Annotated in this window: 14 protein-coding genes; 8 read left to right on the forward strand and 6 right to left on the reverse strand. The window is 67.9% G+C overall.

Features of this window, described 5'->3' with window-relative positions; all coding sequences use genetic code 11:
- Positions 1 to 303 precede the first annotated feature (303 nt).
- From OMW55_RS00700 to OMW55_RS00720, 5 genes are read right to left on the reverse strand one after another with little or no spacing between them, the layout of a single operon-like run.
- Positions 304 to 2244 (reverse strand): chemotaxis protein CheA, encoded by a 1941-nt coding sequence (locus OMW55_RS00700; RefSeq protein WP_264880087.1) that lies wholly within the window; start codon positions 2242 to 2244, stop codon positions 304 to 306.
- Positions 2244 to 3077, reverse strand: a complete 834-nt coding sequence (locus tag OMW55_RS00705) for a CheR family methyltransferase (protein WP_264880088.1) — start codon at positions 3075 to 3077, stop codon at positions 2244 to 2246. The genes OMW55_RS00700 and OMW55_RS00705 overlap by 1 nt, the downstream gene beginning before the upstream one ends.
- Complete coding sequence (cheB, locus tag OMW55_RS00710) at positions 3074 to 4162, reverse strand: chemotaxis-specific protein-glutamate methyltransferase CheB (RefSeq protein WP_264880089.1); 1089 nt, start codon at positions 4160 to 4162, stop codon at positions 3074 to 3076. The genes OMW55_RS00705 and cheB overlap by 4 nt, the downstream gene beginning before the upstream one ends.
- Positions 4159 to 5571, reverse strand: a complete 1413-nt coding sequence (locus tag OMW55_RS00715) for a chemotaxis protein CheW (protein ID WP_264880090.1) — start codon at positions 5569 to 5571, stop codon at positions 4159 to 4161. Before OMW55_RS00715 ends, cheB begins: the two co-directional genes overlap by 4 nt.
- A gap of 3 nt (positions 5572 to 5574) precedes the next feature.
- Positions 5575 to 7512: a methyl-accepting chemotaxis protein gene (locus OMW55_RS00720; RefSeq protein ID WP_264880091.1), complete on the reverse strand. Its 1938-nt coding sequence runs from the start codon at positions 7510 to 7512 to the stop codon at positions 5575 to 5577.
- 180 nt (positions 7513 to 7692) lie between these two features.
- Here OMW55_RS00720 and OMW55_RS00725 point away from each other — a divergent pair, with 180 nt between their 5' ends.
- On the forward strand, positions 7693 to 8856 hold the full coding sequence (locus OMW55_RS00725; protein WP_264880092.1) for an alpha-hydroxy-acid oxidizing protein: 1164 nt from the start codon (positions 7693 to 7695) through the stop codon (positions 8854 to 8856).
- Here OMW55_RS00725 and OMW55_RS00730 read toward each other — a convergent pair.
- Positions 8853 to 10184 carry an MFS transporter gene (locus OMW55_RS00730; RefSeq protein ID WP_264880093.1) on the reverse strand — a complete coding sequence of 444 codons (1332 nt, stop codon included), beginning with the start codon at positions 10182 to 10184 and terminating at the stop codon, positions 8853 to 8855. The two genes, OMW55_RS00725 and OMW55_RS00730, sit on opposite strands and share 4 nt — an antisense overlap.
- Before the next feature lie 105 nt (positions 10185 to 10289).
- Here OMW55_RS00730 and cyoA point away from each other — a divergent pair, with 105 nt between their 5' ends.
- The 7 genes from cyoA to OMW55_RS00765 are packed head-to-tail and all read left to right on the forward strand — an operon-like array spanning position 10290 to position 17146.
- On the forward strand, positions 10290 to 11513 hold the full coding sequence (cyoA, locus tag OMW55_RS00735) for a ubiquinol oxidase subunit II (RefSeq protein WP_264880094.1): 1224 nt from the start codon (positions 10290 to 10292) through the stop codon (positions 11511 to 11513).
- Positions 11514 to 11527: 14 nt separating this feature from the next.
- Complete coding sequence (cyoB, locus tag OMW55_RS00740; protein ID WP_407822041.1) at positions 11528 to 13564, forward strand: cytochrome o ubiquinol oxidase subunit I; 2037 nt, start codon at positions 11528 to 11530, stop codon at positions 13562 to 13564.
- Complete coding sequence (cyoC, locus tag OMW55_RS00745; protein WP_264880095.1) at positions 13564 to 14208, forward strand: cytochrome o ubiquinol oxidase subunit III; 645 nt, start codon at positions 13564 to 13566, stop codon at positions 14206 to 14208. Before cyoB ends, cyoC begins: the two co-directional genes overlap by 1 nt.
- On the forward strand, positions 14205 to 14591 hold the full coding sequence (cyoD, locus tag OMW55_RS00750; RefSeq protein WP_264880096.1) for a cytochrome o ubiquinol oxidase subunit IV: 387 nt from the start codon (positions 14205 to 14207) through the stop codon (positions 14589 to 14591). Before cyoC ends, cyoD begins: the two co-directional genes overlap by 4 nt.
- On the forward strand, positions 14588 to 15304 hold the full coding sequence (locus OMW55_RS00755) for an SURF1 family protein (protein ID WP_264880097.1): 717 nt from the start codon (positions 14588 to 14590) through the stop codon (positions 15302 to 15304). Before cyoD ends, OMW55_RS00755 begins: the two co-directional genes overlap by 4 nt.
- Entirely contained in the window at positions 15304 to 16620 is a 1317-nt protein-coding gene (locus tag OMW55_RS00760; RefSeq protein WP_264880098.1) for an ATP-binding protein, read from the forward strand. Before OMW55_RS00755 ends, OMW55_RS00760 begins: the two co-directional genes overlap by 1 nt.
- The gene (locus OMW55_RS00765; protein ID WP_264880099.1) at positions 16610 to 17146 is read left to right on the forward strand and encodes a response regulator transcription factor; all 537 of its coding nucleotides are present in this window, start codon (positions 16610 to 16612) and stop codon (positions 17144 to 17146) included. Before OMW55_RS00760 ends, OMW55_RS00765 begins: the two co-directional genes overlap by 11 nt.
- Positions 17147 to 17162: the final 16 nt, after the last annotated feature.

Below are 17162 nucleotides of genomic sequence, written 5' to 3' on the forward strand. Positions count from 1 at the left end.
AAGCACCCATACACCAGCATCAATGCGGCAACGCAACATTTCGCCTTTAAATGGCGGTTCTTGCAGGCGGACCTTCGCTTCTGTCGAGAAGCTGACACAACCAGTCCGGAAGCATCGGAGCACCGCCCGGCGCCAGGCTGGCACCCGAGCCCCATATGATCTGCACCAACGCCGTATGCAAATGCTCGCAGCGGGTGAGGTCAAGCGGCCGTGCTTGCTGAAGGAGGAGCTGCAACAGCGCCTCGGCGTCCTCCGCCCCGCACTGGCCAACGAGCCGAATGACGTCCGGTTCTGCGCGGATCGTCATCCGATCACCTCCGACAGGTTGAGGATGAACAGCACGCTGCCGTCGTTCATCAGGGTGGTGCCGGACACCAGCGGGACCGACGAGAGCAGTCCGGTCATCGGCCGGAGGATCACCTCAGACCGGCTGGAGAAGTCGTCCACGACGAGGCCGACGAGGCCGACCGGGCTGCCGACGACCAGCACCCGTCGGTCGCCTTCGCACCTGTCCGCCTGCAGCCCGAGCAAGTCGGCCAAGGCAAGCAACGGGATGGTGGTATCGCGCAGCACGAACGCCTGGCCGGTGCCGACCGGCCGGATCGCCGCGGCCGGAATGCGGGCAGTCTGGACCACCGCTTCGACCGGCACCGCGAAGCGTTCGCCGGCGACCGTGATGGTGAGGACCGAGGTGAGCGCCGCAGTCGCGGGCAGATGAATAGTCACGGTGGTGCCCTCACCCGGCCGGCTGGCGAGAACCGTGCGCCCACCGAGCCGCTCGACCGCTGCCTTGACCGCGTCCATTCCGACACCGCGCCCGGACAGGTCCGTCACTTCGGCGGCCGACGAGAAGCCGGGCGCGAACACCAATTGCACGGCCTCTTCATCGCTCAGCTCCGCGGCCCTTTCGGCGCCATGCAGCCCCCGCTGGACGGCAAGCCGGCGCATAACCGCCGGGTCGATGCCCTTGCCGTCGTCCGCCAGCTCGACGACCAGCTCGCTGCCGACCGACCCGGCCGACAGCCGGATCGTGCCGCGTGGCGACTTGCCTTGCGCCGCGCGGGTTTCCGGCGGCTCGATGCCATGATCCAGCGCATTTCGCGCTAGGTGCAGCAGCGGGTCGAACAGGGCATCGGCGATGGCCTTGTCGACCGTGGTGTCCAGGCCTTGCTGCTCCAGCTCGACCTCCCGGCCAAGCCTGGACGCGGTGTCGCGCACCAACCGCGCGACACGGCGGAACACCCGGTCGACCGGGACCAGCCGCATGGCCATCACGGTCCGGTGCATGTTTCGCAGCACCCGGTCCATGGCCGCACCGGACGTCCGCAACTCGCCGTCGAGCCCGCCGTCAAGCGACGCCCCAGCCACGGCGCCGAACTGGTTGCGCGCGACCAGCAGCTCGCCGATGAGGTCGAGCAGCCGATCGACCTGCCCGGCGTCGACCCGGATGGTCGGGTCGGCCGCGACCGCAGTGGGAGCGGCTTGCCCGCGTGAAGCGGCTGCGGGCTGCACCGCGGCCAACTCAACCTGGTCCGGGATGAGTCGAAACACCGGCGAGACGTCGCCCAGCTCAGCCGAGCTCAGCGCCTGGATCGACAACAGGCAGCGATAGGGGTCCAGCTGCTCGAGGGCGGGCCATGGCTCCCGCGCTTCGACCCGCACCGCCACCAGCTGCGGAATGGCGGCGACCAGCGCGAGCGGGTCGTCGCCTGCGAAGAAACAATCCTCGCGCGGCAGGTAGCGGATGGCGGTTAGGCGCCGGCCGGCCGCACCAGCCGTCGCGATTGCCGCGCGTTCCTCCTCGACCAACTCCGTCGCCCACCGGGAGTCGACAGGCGATGGGGCAGGCTCCTTCGCGGCATCGGATCTCGCACCCCGCAGCCGAGCGCCGATCTCCGCGCCGACCGCTGCGGCATCGCCGGGCAGCTCGCCGGCCGCGGCGACCTCGTCCATCCAGCGATCGCACTGATCGATGCACGCCACCAGCGCTCGCGCTCGCTCCGGATCGACCGCAGCGCCGGCTGATCTGGCCGTGCCCAGCAGGTCCTCAGCGGCATGAAGCATCGCTTCCATCGGCCGCAGCCCGACAATGGCGGCCGAACCCTTGAGCGTGTGAACCGCGCGGAACGCACTGTCGATCACCGGCCCGGTGCTGCCGTTCCTGACCAGGGCCGCGCAGTCGTCGCCGGCCTGTGCCACCAGGTCGCGCCCTTCAATCAAGAATTGCTCGAGCAGCTCATCCATCAGCAGCGCCGGTAGGTGATGGCGTCAGGGAAGCGGCACAGTTGGAACTGATCGGAAATCCGGCTCATGCTCTCCGTATGGCCGAGGCAGAGGTAGCCGCCGGGCGCAAGCGCCCCGTGCAGATGGTTGGCGGCCACCTTGCGGGATTCCTCGTCGAAATAGATCAGCAGGTTGCGGCAGAAGATGACGTCGAACTGGCCCAGGGCCGCCATCGACGCCCCATCCGCCAGGTTGCAGGGCACGAAGCGCACCGATTCCTTGAGGTCGGTAATGATCTCGCGCGTGCCGTCCCGCTCGGGCTCAAAATATCCGTCCAGCACCTCCGCGGGAAGCTTGGACAGCGCGCGCGGACCATACCGCCCGGCCTGGGCCGCGGCGATCGCGTCGGTGTCGATGTCGGAGCCCACGATCTCGACATGGTAGACGTCGACCATGGCCCAATTCTCCAGCAGCCACAGCGCGATCGAATAGGGTTCCTCCCCGGTCGAACAGGGCATGGACCAGATGCGCACCAGGTCACCTGGCCGACGGCCGCGCACCACATCGGGCAACAGCGAACGGCTGAGACACCGAAGCTGGTGCTCCTCGCGATAGAAGTAGGTTTCATTGACGGTGAAGCTGTTGATCAGGCGCTGCGCCTCCGCCGCGTCCAGCCGGAGCAAGCTTTGGTATTCGGCGAAGTCGCGGACGCCGGTCGCCGCCATCCGCTCCGCCACCCGTCGCTCGGCATAGTAGCGCTTCTTCTTTTCGAACCGCATACCCGTCCGGCGATAAACGAACTCGGTCAGCCGGCTGAGCTCGTCCTTGCTGAGGAGGTGCTCCTCCGAGATCATGCGAGCGCCTCGACCAGCAGGCCGGCGATCTGGTCGACCGGCGCCACCGTGCTGGCTCCACCAAGCTTCACCAGCTCGCCTGGCATGCCCCAGACGACGGCGCTTTTCTCGGACTCGGCGATGGTGCGGCCGCCGCCAGCCTTGATTTCAGCCATCGCCGCGGCACCGTCATTGCCCATGCCCGTCATCAGCACACCAACCAACTGCTCTGGCGGCACCACGCCCAGCGCACTGCGCACCAGCCGGTCGGCGCTCGGGTGCCACGGGTAATTCGGGTCGGCCGGCGCGGCGCTGGCGACCAGGGTTCCGCCCCGGCGGCGCAGCACCATGTCGGCCTCACCCCGCGCGATGTAGACGGTTCCGGCCTCCACCACCGTTGGCGCGGACAGCTCCGCGATGTGCAGCGCGCACAGCTTGTCGAGCCGCGTCGCCAAGGCCGAGGTGAAGAAGGCCGGCATGTGCTGGGCCACAAGAATGGGCCACGGAAACGAGGCGGGCAGGCCGGTCAGCAGCACCTCCAGGGCGCGGGGTCCACCGGTCGAGGTGCCGACGAGGACCAGCCCCGGCGCGTCGCTCGCCGCCACGGGCGCAAGCTTCGCCCCCGCGACGGACTCAGCACGCCGCCGGGTCGTCCGCCCGACGCCCCGGCTCCGCGCCCGGACCCGCTCGGCCAGCCGGCTGCTCGCCTTGACCCGCGCCTGGGCCGCGGTCCGCACCTTGTCGATCAGCAGCGGTCTCAGCGCGTCGATCTCGAGCGACACTGCGCCGTCCGGCTTGGGCATGAAGTCCACCGCGCCCAGTTCCAGCGCTGTCATCGTCTCCGCCGCGCCCTCGGCCGTGCGCCCAGACACCATGACCACCGGGCAGGGCCGCTCGATCATGATCCGGTTGAGGCACGCGATCCCGTCGAGCGCCGGCATGTGCACATCGAGCGTGATCACGTCCGGGTGAAAGCTGTGCAGCTTGGCCAGCGCCTCCACCCCGTCTCGCGCGACCTCCACCTCGAAGTCCGCTTCAGCGGTGAAGATGCCGCTCAGCAGGCGGCGCATGAGCGGGGAATCGTCAACGATCAGGAGGCGGGTCATGCCGGTGCCGACCGGTCCTCGCGCATCGCCGTCACCATGTCCCGCTCCGCCTTGTCGAGCAGCTCGTGCGGGTCGATCAGGAAGATCATGCCGCCTCCTTCCACCATGCCGATGCGGTGGATGGCGGCGCTGTCCTGCGCCACGAGTCCGGGGCTGTCCTGAAGGTCGCTGTCGGCCAGCCGGACGATGCCCGAGACCGCGTCGACTACAAAACCAGCGCTATCTTCGCCAATGCGGACCACGACGACCCGCCGCCGCGAAGACGGTGATTCCGCCAGGTCGAAACGCCTGGCTTGGTCGATCACCGGGATCACTCGCCCGCGCAGGTCCATGACGCCGTCGATGAACGGCGGCGCCTTGGGCAGGCGCGAAAGGCGCTCAGGGACGCGCGCGACTTCCTCCACGCTGGCTAGCGGCAGGCCGTAGCTGTTCTCGCCCAGCGTGAACACCAGCAGCTGTTCCGTCCCGGCCACCTCAGCCTCCTCTTCCTGGGTACCCTGCGCCATCGCTGCCTCGCGCAGCCGCTCGGCAAGGCCGTCGCGCAGCAGGTGGTCGGTCGACAGCACGGAGATCAGCCGCTGGCCGCCCTCCAGCCGGCAGACCGATTGAACCTGCGCTTCCTGGTTGCCGCGGGTGAGAACGAGGGGCACCGGATCGATCGCGGCCGCCGGTACGCGCACGATCCCGCGGACATGCTCGACCACCAGGCCGACCTCCGTCCCGCCGAGCTCAGCGACGATCGCCCGCTGCTCGCCCGCCGCATGGCTCTCCAGCCCGAGCAGCACGGCAAGGTTGACCAGCGGCAACAGCCGCCCGCGCAGCGCCATTACGCCGCGCATGGCACCGTCCGTCCGCGGAAGCTCGGCCACGTCCGGCGGCAGCGTCACCACCTCCGCCACACTGGTGAGCGGAAGGCCGAACTCCTGGCCGCCCACGTCAAAGGTGAGCAGCTTCTCCTCCGCCTCCAGGATCGCCGGAAGGGCTGGCGCGGCCTTGTGCACGGTCGCTTCCGCTCTGCCGACCGACGACAACTGCCCGAACCCGGACTCGAGCAGCGCTGGCAAGTCCACCATCCTACCCGGCTGCTCGGGACTTCCGATGCGCCCCTGCGGCACCATGGCCGACACCCGATCGACCAGCAGGCCGACCGGACCGTCATGCTCGACCACGATCACCCGCTGTTCGGAACTTCGGGCAGTTCCGTCCTGCGCCAGCAGCTGCGACAAGGCGACTACGGGGATCACCCGCCCGCGAAGGCCCACCACTCCGGCCAATGCCGACGGCGCGAGGGGAGGGCGCACCAGTCGGGGCTGGCGTAGCACTTCCGTGACCCGGTCAGCCGCGATCGCCAGCCGTTCCGTCCCGACGTCAAACGTCAGGGCCGAGCCAGAGCGCTCGTCACCCTCCACGGGTCAGGCCCCGGCCTTCTGCAGCTCGGCCGCGATGGTCGCGATTTCCTCGATCGCGGCGGCAAGGTCCTCGGCGCCCCGTGCCTGCTGGCCGGCAGCCGCCGCCGCCTGGGCTGCGGCACTCGAGGCCTGCTCGGCGACCGTAGCAATCTGCTCGGCGCCCTGCGCGACCTGGGCCGAGGCCGACAGGATGAGCTCGGTCCCGCTCACCACCCGGGCGCTGCCGCTGGCCAGTGCAGCAACCCGCCCACCGAGGCCCGCCAATTGCTCCACGATGCGGATGTTGCGTGCGCTCTCGACCTCGCTGACCCCGGCGATCTGGTCCAGGTCGCGGCGCAGGTCGGCGATCTGCTCGCGCATGCCGTCGATCACGTCACGGATCTCCTCGGTCCCGCCCGCTGACTCCCGCGCGAGCTTGCGGATGTCGTCGGAGACGAGTGCGAAACCGCGTCCCGCATCACCGGCCCGAGCCGCTTCTACCGATCCGCTGACCGCCAGCATGTTGGTCTGCACCGCGATCAGCGATACCCCGTCGACCAGCTTGCTCAGCCTGCGGCAGGCGCCTTCCAGCTCCTTGACGAGGGTTGCGACCGCGCGGGTCTCGTGCAGTGCGTCGTTCGTGCCGTCGACCAGCCCGCGCACCGTCATTTCGCTGTCGCCAAGGAGCGCGGCGATCGCCTCTGTCTGGGCCAGGGCGGCGGCCGCCCGCTCGCGGGTCTGTTCGGCGGAGCGGGAGATCTCGGTCAGTGCGCTCGTCGACTCCTGCGTGGCGGACGCCTGGATCTCCGTGCCGCGCCCGATCTGTTCGATGGCGGCCATGATCTGCGTCGCCGCGCCGGACAGTTCCTGCACGGTCGCCGACAGCTCCTCGGCCGAGGATGCAACCTCCTCGACGACGGCGCCGGCCGTGCCGCCGCCACTGTGGATTTGAGCGGCCAGTTCCGCCAGGACATGCGCTGCCTGCTGGCTCTGCTCCAGCGAAGAGGATTGCTGGTCGATGGCCTGCAGCGCCTGGCCGGCGCCCGCCGCCTGTTCCTCTGCCGCGCCCGCAATCTGCTCGGCCGCGCGCTGTGCTTCGCGGGAGGCAGCCTCGGCCTCGACCGCCGACAACAGGATGTCCCGAGCACCGTCAGCGATGTCGCCCATGTCCTCGCGCAGTTGCAGCAGCCGTTCGGTGATCGCGCCCGCCGTCGCAACCTGCTGCGTGGCCGTCTGCGCCGCCTGACGGATCCGGGCGGCGATGCCTTGCACGCTGTTCCGGATCGCTTCCGCTGACGAATCGATCTCTCCGGCGCTCCGTTCCGAGTTTTCGGCCAGTGCGCGCACCTCGTCCGCCACGACGGAGAAGCCGCGGCCGTCGTCACCCGCCCGTGCCGCCTCGATCGCCGCGTTCAAGGCGAGGAGGTTGGTTTCCTCCGACATGTCGCCGACCGTTCGGGCAATCTGGCGGATCGCGCCGACTTGCTGCTCCAGCCGCTCGGCGTAACTCACCGACACCAGCTGGCGGGCGGAATTGGCCTCGATGGCGGCGACCGAGGCTGCGATGGCGGCCGAGCTCTCCACCACGGCCGTCTGCAGCAATATGGCGTCCTTCTGTGCCGCCTCGGCTTCGGTGCGGGCGTCGCCAAATGCGTGGCCAAGCTGCTGGATGGCCGCCAGCGACTCCTGGGCTGCTCCAGCGGCTTCCTCGCTCCCGGCGGCGATCTGCTCCATCGCCTGCCGCAACTGGTTGGCCGACGCCGACGCCTCCGTCAGGCCGCTGGCAAGCTCCTCGGTTGCGGCGCCGATCTGCTCGACCGCGCGCTCCTCTCGGTTGGCGTCCGGCGCCAGCGGCTGGCGGGCGCGCAGAGAAGGGGAGGCGGTTGGTGCTGCGGGCACCTGCGCCACCGCCGGGGTGCGGCGCCCCTTGCGTCCAACATCCGAAGTCTTGACCAACGGCACACGTCTCTCCCCCGCAACTGTTGCGCCACCGTAGCTGTCGCAGTTGAACAATCCAATGGCAGGGACGAGCAGGGCGCCCGGGCACGGCTGCCGATCGGGCTCGAGCGGGCCACCGATCAACTGCCCTTGCCAGCTAACAGCGCAGCGGGAACAAGTCGTTGCCCCTCGAGGAGACGCTTCATGCACTTCGGCGACTACCAGAACAGCATCTACATGGGGGGCCTCGCCGGCGTCATGCCCAGGTGGCCCGTCGACTTCGCCAACCTGAAGGCGCGGGCGGAAGAAGCCATGTCTCCGTCCGTGCTGAGCTACGTCCAGGGTGGCTGCGGCGACGAGTGGACCCAGGACGTGAACGCTTCCGCCTTCCGCAACTGGGGCATGATCCCGCGCATGATGGTGGACTGCAGCGTCCGCGACCTGTCAATCGACCTGTTCGGGCTCAAGCTGCCGACGCCCGTCTTCATGGCGCCGATCGGCGTCAACGGCATCTGCACGGAGGACGGCCATGGCGATCTCGCCGCGGCGCAGGCTTCGGCCCGGACGGGCGTGCCGTTCTGTGCCTCCACCTTGTCCAACGATCCGATCGAGGAGGTCGCGGCGGCGCAGGGCGACACGCCTGGCTTTTTCCAGCTCTACACGCCCAACGACGAGGCGCTCGCCGCCAGCCTCGTCGGTCGCGCCGAGCGGGCCGGCTACAAGGCGCTGGTGGTCACGCTCGACACCTGGGTGACCGGCTGGCGGCCGCGCGACCTCAACACGGCCAACTTCCCGCAGCTACGCGGCGCCGTGCTCCAGAACTACTTCAGCGATCCGGTCTTCCGCGCCCGCCTGGCCGTGCCGCCGGAGGAGAACCCGCAGGCCGCCATCCTCGAGTGGGTAGGCGTGTTCGGCAAGGTGCTGAGCTGGGATGACCTGCCCTGGCTGCGCAGCCTGACAGCCATGCCGCTGGTCCTGAAGGGCATCTGTCACCCCGACGACGCCCGCCGCGCCGTCGATCTCGGCGTGGACGCCATCTACTGCTCCAACCATGGCGGGCGGCAGGCGAACGGCGGCATTGCTGCGATCGACCTCCTGGCGGAGGTGGTGGCGGCTGCGGGCAGCACACCGGTGCTGTTCGATTCCGGCGTCCGCTCGGGCAGCGACGTGATCAAGGCACTCGCGCTGGGCGCGGCGGCGGTCGGAATCGGCCGGCCCTATGCCTACGGCCTGGCGCTGGGTGGTGCGGACGGCGCCGAGCACGTCCTTCGCTCCATCCTAGCTGAGGCCGACCTGCTGATGGCCGTCAACGGTTATCCGAGCGTCAGTACCGTGCGCGAAGCCGGCGCCCTCCGACAGTCACTTTAGGCTGCGCGACCAGCCCATTCCCGGTTGATGCCCAGCGCTGCAAGGGTGCAGACCACGCCCGACAGCAGGTAAAGCCCGACCGCCCATAGCCCGACCTTGCTCGCCAGGAACAGCGCGACCAGCGGGGCGAAGCCGGCACCGATGAACCAGGCGGAATTCGAGACGATCGCCGCGCCCGTATAGCGATAGTGGGTCGGAAAATTGCTGTTCACCGCCCCGGACGATTGGCCGAAGGACAGGCCGAGCAGGATGAACCCGCTCACCATGTACACCGCTTCGCCGAGCTGCCCGGCGCCCAGCAACTGCGGGGCGAACCCGCTGTAGGCGCCGATCAGGACCGCCGACACGCCCAGCACTGCGCGCCGCCCGACCCGGTCGGCGATGAAGCCGGATGCCAGGATCGCGAGAACGCAGATGCCGGCGCCGAACGCCTCCAGGATCAGGAAGCGGACCGGGTCGGCTTCGGCATAGAGCTGGACCCAGGACAGGGGAAAGACTGCCACGAGGTGAAACAGGGCGAAGCTGGCCAGCGGAGCAAAGGCGCCGAGCAGGATCGTCCGCCACTGGCTGAACAGGGTCTCGAACGGCGGCGATGGCTGCAGGTCGCGGGTCTCGAACAGGCGCTCGAACTCGGGGGTGGCAACCAGCCGTAGCCGCGCAAACAAGGCCACCACGTTGATCGCCAGCGCCACAAAGAAGGGATAGCGCCAGCCCCAGCTGAGGAAGTCGGCCGGCGTCAGCAAGGCCGAGAAGTAAGCGAACAGGCCGCTGGCCACCATCAAGCCCAGCGGCGCGCCGAGCTGCGGGATCATGCCGTACCAGCCGCGATATTCCTTGGGCGCATTAAGCGCGAGCAGGGAGGGCAGGCCGTCCCACGATCCGCCGAGCGCGATACCCTGGCACAGGCGGAAGAAACCAAGCAGCCAGATGCTGATCGCGCCGACCTGCGCGTAGCTCGGCAACAGGGCGATCGCCATGGTCGATCCGCCCAGCAGGAAAAGGGCGATGGTCAGCTTCACGCCGCGCCCATGGTGCTGGTCGATCCAAGTGAACAGCAGCGTCCCGAGCGGCCGGCCGATGAACGCCAGGCTGAACAGCGCGAAGGAATATAGCGTGCCGGTCAGCGGGTCGGCGAAGGGGAAGATATAACTTGGGAACACCAGCACTGACGCGATGGCGTAGACGAAGAAGTCGAAGAACTCGCCGGTGCGGCCGATGATCACGCCGATGGCGATCTCACCCGGACGGATCTCACCATCCTTGGCGTGCACCACTCGGGCGTCGCGTTCGAGCGGCGTGGAACTGGAGGCGGGGGCAGAGGAGTTCATGGCTTCAACAGATCCTGCCTGGGGCTGGGATGCTCGCGAGTCCTGACGGACGCAAGGGAATGGGCGCCACATCGCATGTCCCGCTCAACGAGGGGATTGGACAAAATGTCCAATGTTGCACCGCACGCAAGCGCCTACATGGGCCGCATGCTGCAGCCACTGACCAAGGCGGCCACCCGGATGCGGGCGGGCCTGCTCTGCTCCCTTCCGCTGATCCTGTCGGCCTGCGACCGCGCGGTGCTGAACCCGGCCGGTCAGGTGGCGCGGCAGCAGCGCGACATCATCGCCATCTCCACCGGCCTTATGCTACTGATCATCGTTCCGGTCATGATCCTGACCGTGATCTTCGCGTGGCGCTACCGCAAGGGGAAGGGCGGCACCTACGATCCCAATTTTGACCACTCCACCGCTTTGGAGCTGGTGATCTGGTCGGCCCCGCTGCTGATCATCATCATCCTGGGTGCGCTGACCTGGTCAAGCACCCACCTGCTCGACCCGTTTCGCCCGCTCGACCGGCCGGCCGTGGCGCAGGACGCCGACGCCCCGCGTGAGAACATGCTGCGGGTGCAGGTCGTGTCGATGGACTGGAAGTGGCTGTTCATCTACCCCGACCAGGGTATCGCCACGGTCAATGAGCTGGTGCTTCCAGTCGGCCGCCAGGTGCGCTTCGACATCACCTCCACCAACATGATGAGCACCTTCTACGCGCCGACGATGGCCGGCATGATCTACGCCATGCCAGGCATGCAGAGCACACTGCACGCGGTGCTCGACAAGCCGGTGACCGCCGAGGGGCTGTCCGGCATGTACACCGGCGCCGGTTTCGCCGACCAGCGCTTCAAGCTCTACGGCGTGCCGACCGCCCGCTTCGACCAGTGGGTAGCCGAGGCCAAGGGCTCCGGTCGGGCACTCGACCTGCCGACCTACATGGCGCTGGTGAAGCCCAGCGAGAAGGTGCCGGTAATGCACTTTGCCGCCGTTCAGCCCGACCTCTTCCGCCGCGTCATGGAGCGCTGCGTCGAGCCGGGTAAGCCTTGCATGAGCGACGTCATGCGCCACGACATGGGCCGGGGCGGTGGAAACCCGCACGACGTCCGCCCAGGTGCCGGCATGACGCCGGGCCGTGGCTCGGCTCCGCTGCACGGCGACAAGCCGGAGGGTGCGATCTTCAAGTCGCCGGAAGAGAAGGGCTCGGGCGAGCACTTCACCAAGCCGACCCACCCCAACCAGGCGCGCGGCGTGACCAAGCCGGGCGACGCCACCAACCGCAACATGACTGAGCTCAGCCCCTGGCGCTCGCCGCTCGACGCGGCCGCGGCCCGGGCCTGATCGGAGCCGTTCCCGTGACCATCGAACACATTGCCAAGATCATCTTCGGCCGGCTCACCTTGGAGTCGTTCCCGATTCACGAGCCGATCCTGCTCGGCACCTTCGCTGTGGTGGCCCTGGGCGGCCTCGGCGTCGTGGGCGCCATTACCAAGTTCAAGCTATGGGGCTGGCTGTGGCGCGAGTGGTTCACCACCGTGGACCACAAGAAAATCGGCATCATGTACATCATCCTCGGCACGATCATGTTGCTGAGGGGCTTTGCCGACGCGTTGATGATGCGGGCGCAGCAGGCGATTGCGTTCGGCAACGAGGGCTATCTGCCCGCGCACCACTTCGACCAGGTGTTCACCGCCCACGGCACCATCATGATCTTCTTCGTGGCGATCCCGTTGGTGTCCGGCATCATCAACTTCGTCATGCCGCTGCAGATCGGCGCGCGCGACGTCGCCTTTCCTTATCTTAATTCGCTGAGCTTCTGGCTGACCGCGGCCGGCGCGGCGCTGGTGATGGCGTCCCTGTTCATCGGTGAGTTCTCGACCGCCGGCTGGCTCAACTACGTGCCGGTCTCCAACCTCCAGAACTCGCCCGGCGTCGGGCCCGACTATTACCTGTGGGCGCTGCAGATAGCGGGCGTCGGGACAAGTCTGTCCGCCATCAACATGGTGACCACCATCATCAAGATGCGGGCGCCCGGCATGACCATGATGAAGATGCCGGTGTTCTGCTGGACCGCGCTGTGCAGCCAGGTGCTGGCGGTCGCGATTTTCCCGATCCTCACCGCCGCCTTCGCCATGCTGATGCTGGACCGCTATCTCGGCTTCAACTTCTTCACCAATGACCTTGGTGGCAACCCGATGATGTACTGGAACCTGGTCTGGATCTGGGGTCACCCGGAGGTCTACGTCCTGATCCTGCCGGTGTTCGGCATCTATTCGGAGGTGACGTCGACCTTCACCGGCAAGCGGCTCTTCGGCTATTCGTCGATGGTCTACGCGACCGTGGTCATCACCATCCTCAGCTACCTCGTCTGGCTGCACCACTTCTTCACCATGGGGTCGGGCGCATCCGTCAACAGCTTCTTCGGCATCGCCACCATGGTGATCTCGATCCCGACCGGTGCGAAGATCTTCAACTGGCTGTTCACCATGTACCGGGGCTCCATCCGGTTCGACCTGCCGATGATGTGGGTGGTGGCTTTCATGCTGACCTTCGTGGTTGGCGGCATGACGGGCGTGCTCCTGGCCGTTCCGCCGGCCGACTTCGTGCTCCACAACTCGCTGTTCCTGGTCGCGCACTTCCATAACGTGATCATCGGCGGCGTCGTGTTCGGCCTGTTCGCCGGCATCGAATACTGGTTCCCCAAGGCCTTCGGCTTCAAGCTCAACGAGTTCTGGGGCAAGGTCCACTTCTGGGGCTGGGTGATCGGCTACTGGGTCGCCTGGACGCCGATCTACATCGTCGGCCTGATGGGCACCACGCGGCGCATGCGCTACCTGGAGGACCCCACGCTGCAGCCCTACTTCGTCATCGCGGCGATCGGTGCGGTCATCATCCTGATCGGTATCATTGGCTTCCTGATCGGCTTCGTGGTCAGCATTCGTGACCGTGAGAAGCTGAAGGTCGGCAACGATCCGTGGGACGGCCGCACGCTGGAATGGTCGACCACCTCGCCGCCCCCGGCCTACAACTTCGCGTTCACGCCCGTGGTCCATGACCTCGACGCCTGGTACGACATGAAGTGCCGCGGCTACGAGCGGCCTTCGGGCGGCTTCAAGCCGATCCACATGCCGCGCAACACCGGGGCAGGCGTGATCCTGTCCGGCCTGGCCGCGGTGCTCGGCTTTGCCATGATCTGGTACATGTGGTGGCTCGCCGCGCTGGCCTTCCTCGGCCTGCTGGTGGTCGCGATCGGCCACACCTTCAACTACGACCGCGATTACTACATCCCGGCCGAGGAGGTGGAGCGGATCGAAGCCGGGCACCGGCCGCCACCGCCGCCCGAGCCACGACCCGACCACGGCCCGGCCCTCGAGCCGGCAGGAGCGAAGTAATGGCCGACAAGCTCGACCAGCAATCGCGGAACGAGGCCGCGGCCAGCCCGACCTTCCACCTGATGGAGGACGAGCACGGCCACGGGCACGGCAGCCCGACCATGCTCGGCTTCTGGATTTACCTGATGAGCGACGCGCTCATCTTCGCCGGGCTGTTCGCGACCTTTGGCGTGCTGAGCACAAGCTACGCCGGTGGCCCGACCCCGCGGGAGATTTTCGAGCTGCCGCTGGTGGCGCTAAACACCGCCATCCTGCTGGTGTCGTCCATTACGTTCGGCTTCGCGATGCTGGCGATGGAAGGCGGCAAGGTCCGCACCGTGCAGCTGTGGATGCTGGTCACCGGCCTGCTCGGCGCCGCCTTCGTCGGCGTGGAGCTCTACGAGTTCGCCAACCTCATCGCGGAAGGCGCCACGCCGCAGCGCAGCGGCTTCCTGTCCGCCTTCTTCACCCTGGTGAGCACCCACGGGCTGCACGTCACGCTCGGCATCGTCTGGATCCTGGTCATGCTCGTCCAGCTCCAGCAACGCGGCCTCCACGTCGAGAACAAGCGCCGGCTGATGTGCCTGAGCATGTTCTGGCATTTTCTGGACGTGATCTGGATCGGCGTGTTCACCTTCGTCTACCTGCTGGGAACCATCCGATGAGCGCTTCCGACCACCCGGTCGACCACGACGTCCACAGCCATGGCGACACCCATGGCCACGGCACCATGCGCAGCTATGTGGTCGGCTTCCTGCTGTCGGCGGTCCTGACCGCCATCCCGTTCTGGCTGGTGATGACCGGCGCGCTGCAGCCCGGCGCCACGGCCGCGCTGGTAATCGGCCTCGCCATTGCGCAGATCCTGGTCCACACCGTCTGCTTCCTCCACGTCAACACGTCGTCGGAAGGCGGCTGGACGCTAGTTGCCTACGTGTTCACCGGCGTGATCGTGTTCATCACCATCGCCGGCTCCGTGTGGATCATGTACCACCTCAATACCAACATGATGCCCGGCATGCCGACCGGCCAGGTCAGCGGTACCCCGTGAGCGACGCGGGCACGGGGCGGGGCAAGCGCTGGCTGCTCCTTGCCCTGTGCCTGCTCGGGCTGGTGCTCTTCACCGGCCTTGGCACCTGGCAGGTTGAGCGGCGGGCGTGGAAGCTCGACCTGATCGCCCGGGTCAACCAGCGGGTGCATGCGCCGCCCGTGCCACTTGGACCGGCACCGACCTGGTCCGGCTGGAGCAATCCGCGGGAGGCGGAATACCGCCACGTCAGCGTCACCGGCACCTTCGCGCACGACCGAACGACGCTGGTCGACGCGCTGACGGAGCTCGGCGCGGGCTACTGGGTACTGACGCCGATGCGGACGGCAGACTCCACCGTCCTCATCAATCGCGGCTTCCTGCCGCGCGACCAGAAGGGGAGGGCGGATCGCCCGACCGGCCCGGTCACCGTGACCGGCCTCCTGCGCCTGTCCGAACCGAACGGCCGCTTCCTTCGTCCGAACAAGCCGGCGCAGGATCTGTGGTACTCCCGCGACGTTGCCGCGATCGCTCGCAGGCGTGGACTTGGACCGGTCCTCCCCTTCTTTGTCGACGCGGATGCTACGCGTAATCCGGGCGGCTGGCCGCGCGGCGGCCTCACCGTCATCCAGTTCCGCAACACGCATCTCCTCTACGCCCTGACCTGGTTCGGGCTGGCGGCACTGTCCTTGGTCGGGCTGGTCCTGCTGCTCCGTCCGGCGCACAAGCGAGGCTGATGGAGCGCCCTTTACTCGCCCTTACCCGCGGTCCGGCCGACGCGCCCGCGCCGGCCCGCGATGCCGCGGCCGAGAACATGCGCCAGCTGATCCAGTTGCGCTGGCTCGCGGTCGGCGGGCAGCTTGTCGCCATCCTGCTCGCCCACTTCGGCCTCGGCGTCGACCTGCCGCTCGCCCCCATGCTGGTGGTCGTCGCGGTGTTGGCGGCCGCCAACCTGCTGTTCACCGCCACCCTTCGCCGCGACTGGGTCGCACCCATTGAACTGCTGCTGGCGCTGCTGCTCGACATGGCCGCGCTGACCGTCCAGCTCTACTTGAGCGGCGGAGCCACCAACCCGTTTATCTCCCTCTACCTGTTGCAGGTGGTGCTCGGCGCCATCCTGCTGGCGCGAAGCTCGGCCTGGCTGCTCGCGGCCGCCGCTGCGGCCTGCTTCGTCTTCCTCAGCATTCGCCACCTGCCGCTGCGCTACCCGCCGCGGCTGTGGGACTTCGAGGCCAACCTCCAGCTGATCGGACAGGCGATCAGCTTCGCGCTGGTCGCCGTGCTGCTGATGCTGTTCATCACCCGCATCAGCCGCAACCTGCGCTCACGCGACCACTATGTCGCGCAGCTGCGCCAGCGCGCGGTCGAAGAGGACAGCATCGTGCGCATGGGCCTGTTCGCCAGCGGCGCGGCGCACGAGCTCGGCACGCCATTGTCCACCCTGTCCGTCCTCATTTCCGACTGGCAGCGCACTCCCGCGCTGGCCGGCGACCCCGACCTGCGCGAGGAACTGGCCGATGCGCAGGCGGAGGTGGCTCGCTGCAAGGAGATCGTGTCGAACATCCTCCACTCCGCCGGCACGGCACGGGGCGAGGCAATGGGCTCCGAGGCGGTGCATCACCTTCTCGACGGCATCGTCGAGGAATGGCGGGTGGTTCACCCGGATATTCCGCTTGGCTACTCGGCCAACGTCGGCGGCACCGCCCGGATCGCGGCTGAGCCGGCGCTCCGCCAGGCGGTGTGGAACCTGCTCGAAAACGCCGGCGAAGCCTCGCCGGGCGGCGTCGACCTCACCGCCGACGTCGAGGACAGTTCACTCGTGATCGCCGTCGGCGACCGTGGCCCCGGCTTTGCGCCCGGCCAGCTCGCCCGCATCGGCCAGCTCTACCAGTCGAGCAAGGGCGCCGGCCACGGCCTTGGCCTGTTCCTCGTCGCCAATGTCGCCCGGCGGCTCGGTGGAACCCTGGAAGCGGAGAACCGCTCCACCGGTGGCGCGGCGGTGCGCCTGCTGCTGCCGCTGACCTCGACCGCGGAGAACAAGCATGGAGCCTGAGCCAAGGCGGCTCGTGATCGTGGAGGATGACGAGGCGTTCGCCCGCACGCTCAGCCGCTCGTTTGAACGGCGCGGCTACACCGTACGCGTGGCCCGCTCCGCGGCTGAGCTCGACGGCCTGCTCGCTGAGGGCGCTCCCGACTATGCCGTAGTTGATCTCAAGCTGGACGGCGATTCCGGCCTGCCTTGCGTCGCCACCCTGCACGAGCGTGATCCGGCGATGCGGATCGTAGTCCTGACCGGCTATGCCAGCATCGCCACAGCCGTTGAGGCGATCAAGCTGGGCGCCTCCCACTACCTGCCCAAGCCGTCCAATACCGATGATATCGAGGCGGCCTTCGGCAAGGCGGCGGGCGACGCCGAGGTCCCGATCGGCGACCGCCAGAGCTCGATCAAGACCTGGGAATGGGAGCGGATTAATCAGACGCTCGCCGACACCGGCTTCAACATCTCCGAAACCGCGCGGCGGCTCGGCATGCACCGCCGCACCCTGGCACGGAAGCTCGACAAGCGTCCGCTGCGATGAACTACGGTCTTTGAGA

The organism is Sphingomonas arvum (assembly GCF_026013565.1).
Classification (GTDB): Bacteria; Pseudomonadota; Alphaproteobacteria; order Sphingomonadales; family Sphingomonadaceae; genus Sphingomicrobium; species Sphingomicrobium arvum.

Excerpts from the sequence above, each read along its gene's own strand:
- OMW55_RS00700 (WP_264880087.1), bottom strand. The coding sequence starts at position 2,244 with ATGGATGAGCTGCTCGAGCAATTCTTGATTGAAGGGCGCGACCTGGTG.
- OMW55_RS00705 (WP_264880088.1), bottom strand. The coding sequence starts at position 3,077 with ATGATCTCGGAGGAGCACCTCCTCAGCAAGGACGAGCTCAGCCGGCTG.
- cheB (WP_264880089.1), bottom strand. The coding sequence starts at position 4,162 with ATGACCCGCCTCCTGATCGTTGACGATTCCCCGCTCATGCGCCGCCTG.
- OMW55_RS00725 (WP_264880092.1), top strand. The coding sequence starts at position 7,693 with ATGCACTTCGGCGACTACCAGAACAGCATCTACATGGGGGGCCTCGCC.
- OMW55_RS00730 (WP_264880093.1), bottom strand. The coding sequence starts at position 10,184 with ATGAACTCCTCTGCCCCCGCCTCCAGTTCCACGCCGCTCGAACGCGAC.
- cyoA (WP_264880094.1), top strand. The coding sequence starts at position 10,290 with ATGTCCAATGTTGCACCGCACGCAAGCGCCTACATGGGCCGCATGCTG.
- cyoC (WP_264880095.1), top strand. The coding sequence starts at position 13,564 with ATGGCCGACAAGCTCGACCAGCAATCGCGGAACGAGGCCGCGGCCAGC.
- cyoD (WP_264880096.1), top strand. The coding sequence starts at position 14,205 with ATGAGCGCTTCCGACCACCCGGTCGACCACGACGTCCACAGCCATGGC.
- OMW55_RS00760 (WP_264880098.1), top strand. The coding sequence starts at position 15,304 with ATGGAGCGCCCTTTACTCGCCCTTACCCGCGGTCCGGCCGACGCGCCC.
- OMW55_RS00765 (WP_264880099.1), top strand. The coding sequence starts at position 16,610 with ATGGAGCCTGAGCCAAGGCGGCTCGTGATCGTGGAGGATGACGAGGCG.